We start from the raw sequence: 3,027 nt of genomic DNA, 5'->3' as shown, positions 1-3,027 counted from the left end.
GGTGGCCCGACAGGCAACGTTCGCCCCGGCACTTTCTGGGCGCATGACCGGCCACCGCAAGCCCAAGGCGCCGTAGGACGTCAGGGACGCCAGGACACACGGTGCTCCAGGAGGTGCAGGTATGTGGTGAACATTGCGTCCCACCCGTCCGGAAACTTCACCACCGTCCCCAGCTGCACCGGCTCCGTCGACGGATAGTCGTCCAGCAGGTCGGTGACCCCTGCTCGACAGACCACGATGCAGGCGTGCCGGTGGCGGGAGGCCAGGACGCAGAGGCGGCCCGTCTCCAGGTGGAAGGCCGTGGCGTCGGGGCGGCCGGAGAGGGGGTGGAGGACCACCGTGACGTCGTACTCACGGCCCTGCAACCGGTTCGCCGTGTCCACGACCACGTCGGTGACGCCGAGGCCGGCCAGGGCCGAGCGGACCGCGGCGGCCTGGTCCCGGTGGGCCGTGCCGACGGCGATCCGGTCGGCGGTGAGGGGAGAGGGCGCCGGGGAGCGCTCCGAGGTCGCCGCGCCCGCCCGGTCCAGCAGGCGCCGGACGACCGACGCCACCGCAAGCACCGCCTCCGGGTCCGTGCGCGGGGTGTGCCGGGCGGGCAGCTCCAGCAGGCCCCAGCCCGACTCGGCCGCCTCGTCGATCACCCGGTCGGGGCCCGAGCCGTCCGACGGCACGCCGAAGGCCAGGCGCCGGTCACCGGGGCCGGTGCCGCTGCGGAACGGCGTGTACGGGTAGAACGCGTCCGAGACCAGGGGCGCCGCCGAGGCCGGGAGCCGCCAGGAGACCGGCAGACGGTGCTGGGGCAGGTCCGGGTTGTGCGCGAGCAGGGTCGTCACCGCCGAGCCCGAGGGGTCGTACGTGAGGCCCGCCCACTGCTCGCTGCCGACGATCGCGAACGGGTCGAGCTGTCCCGGGTCGCCCACGAACAGCGCCCGCTCGAACAGCCCGGCCACGGCGAGCAGCGCGTCCGAGCGCATCTGGTACGCCTCGTCGACGATCGCGTGCCGCCACGGCTCGTCGACCTTCACGTGCGCCCACTTCGCCGCCGTCGAGATCACCACGGCCTGCCCGGCGAGGTCCCCCGCCTTGGCCGACTTGCGTACGCTCGGCAGCTCGTCGAGCGCCTTGTCGTACGGGTCGGAGTCACTGCTGTGCAACCGGCCCACCGGCAACTCGGGGTTCTTCTCGGCGAGCCGCAGGACCAGGTCGTCGACCTGGGCGTTGGTCTGTGCGACCACCATCAGCGGGTGACCGGCCTCGGCCAGTTCCAGGGCCGCGCGGACCACCAGCGTGGACTTGCCCGCGCCCGGCGGGGAGTCCACGACGACACCACGCGCGGTGCCGTGCAGCGTGTCGTGCAGGATCGCGTCGGTGGCCCGGGCCGCGGCGGCCGAGGGGTCGAACACCGTGGTCACAGCACATCCTCCTCGGTCACCGGGTCGGCCGGCTCCAGGGCCGCCTCGCCGGGCGGCCCGCCGTGCGTCCACGGCGTCTCCTCCGGGTCGGGCAGCTTCGCGCCGCCCCGCTGCTCGTGCTCGAAGAGCGTGAAGCAGACCCGGTCGCCCTTCTCCGGCACGGAACCCGGCTCGGGGTCCTTGCCGCGGCCCATCTTGTCGAGGACCCGCAGGACGACGTGCGCGCCGTCCTCCTCGTCCGCGACGAACTCGGCCGACTGCGGCTTCCCGCCCAGCGACCGGTACACCTTCGTCCGCTCGCCGAGATGCGGCCGGTCGTCCGTGCGCACCGTGACCAACGGGCGCGGGCTGGGCCGCTTGCCCTCGCTGTACGCCATCACGACATCGGTGACCTCACCCGCGAACGCCTCCCCGGACAGCCGCCGGCCCGCCATCACCAGCGGGTCGTCGAGGGCCTCCTGCGCCTCCAGCCGGGCCTGTTCGCGCTCGCGCGTGGCGAGCTTGTTCGCCGCGGTCACCGCGTCGTCGCGGCGCGGCTGGGGAGGCTCCCCGGCCAGCACCCGGTCGCGGTGACCGGTGAACGACCAGCGGTCGCGGGTCCACCGCTCCTCGACCCGCGCCCCCTCGGGCAGGTCTCGCAGCAGGTCGAGGCCCCGCCAGACCGCGTCCCAGGTGGGCCGGGTGCGGCTGAGCACCAGGTCGCGGATCTCCCGCTCGGCGGCGCTCAGCGCCCCCAGCCGCTCGTCGGCCTCCAGGCCGTCCTCGGCGGCGGCGAGGGCGGTGCGGGCCCGGTCGTAGCGCTCGATGGCCGGGGCGAGCAGTTTGTTGTCGAACGCCGGGTCGGTCGCCGGACCGGCCGGCGGACACGTCAGCTGGCCCTGCGCGTCCCGCTCCAGCTCGGCCCGCAGCGCGGCCTCGGCGCCGGTGACGCCCTGCGGCGGGTCGATCCAGGCGAGCAACGCGCCCAGATGCTGGTCCTCCAGGGTGGACTGCCCGGTCACCCAGTGCCGGCCCAGGACGTCGGTCATCGCCAGCAGCAGCGAGGAGCCGGGCACCCGGGCCCGCTCCCCGAAGTGCGTCAGCCACCGCCCGAGCAGCGGCACCCGCGGCGGCGCCGGAAAGGGAGCCTCCGGATCCTGCTCCGCCGTACGCCGGAACCGCGTCGAGCGCCCGAGCAGCCGCACCAGGTCGATGCCCGAGCGGCTCGGCACGATCAGCTGCGGCGCGTCGGCGCACAGGTCGACCTCGACCTTGACGCGCTTGCCGGTCTCCGGGTCGGTCTCGGTGCGCTCCGCGGCCTCGACGGCCTCGGCGAAGGAGTCGATGTACGGCAGCACGACGTCGGCCAGTTCGGCCAGGAACGCGAACCTGAGGTCGCGGTCGCGGGGCTGCGGGACGGCCAGCAGACGCGGCGCGTCCCGGTCGGTGCCGACCAGCGCGCCCAGCGGGGCCCCGGCCTCACCGGCGGTGGTCAGCGGTACGAACACCAGCGGGCGGTCGCCGAGACGGCGGTGCCGGTACGGTGACGGCACGGCCTGGTCCGTGGGGAGGTAGCGCGTGTGAAGGGGAACGTCTGGACACGCTGGCCTTCCCGGGAAGCGCTCAGCCGGGA

Annotated in this window: 2 protein-coding genes; both read right to left on the bottom strand. The window is 74.7% G+C overall.

Features of this window, described 5'->3' with window-relative positions; genetic code table 11:
- Window positions 1-80 precede the first annotated feature (80 nt).
- Complete coding sequence (locus ABZ281_RS44220) at window positions 81-1,415, bottom strand: AAA domain-containing protein (protein WP_356663904.1); 1,335 nt, start codon at window positions 1,413-1,415, stop codon at window positions 81-83.
- A complete protein-coding gene (locus ABZ281_RS44215; protein ID WP_356663902.1) occupies window positions 1,412-2,947 on the bottom strand; it encodes a hypothetical protein in 1,536 nt (511 codons plus the stop codon). Before ABZ281_RS44215 ends, ABZ281_RS44220 begins: the two co-directional genes overlap by 4 nt.
- Window positions 2,948-3,027 lie beyond the last annotated feature (80 nt).

Origin of the sequence: Streptomyces sp. NPDC006265, assembly GCF_040613555.1 — a bacterium.
Lineage (GTDB): Bacteria > Actinomycetota > Actinomycetes > Streptomycetales > Streptomycetaceae > Streptomyces.
This window is presented reverse-complemented; position numbering and strand designations above follow the sequence as displayed.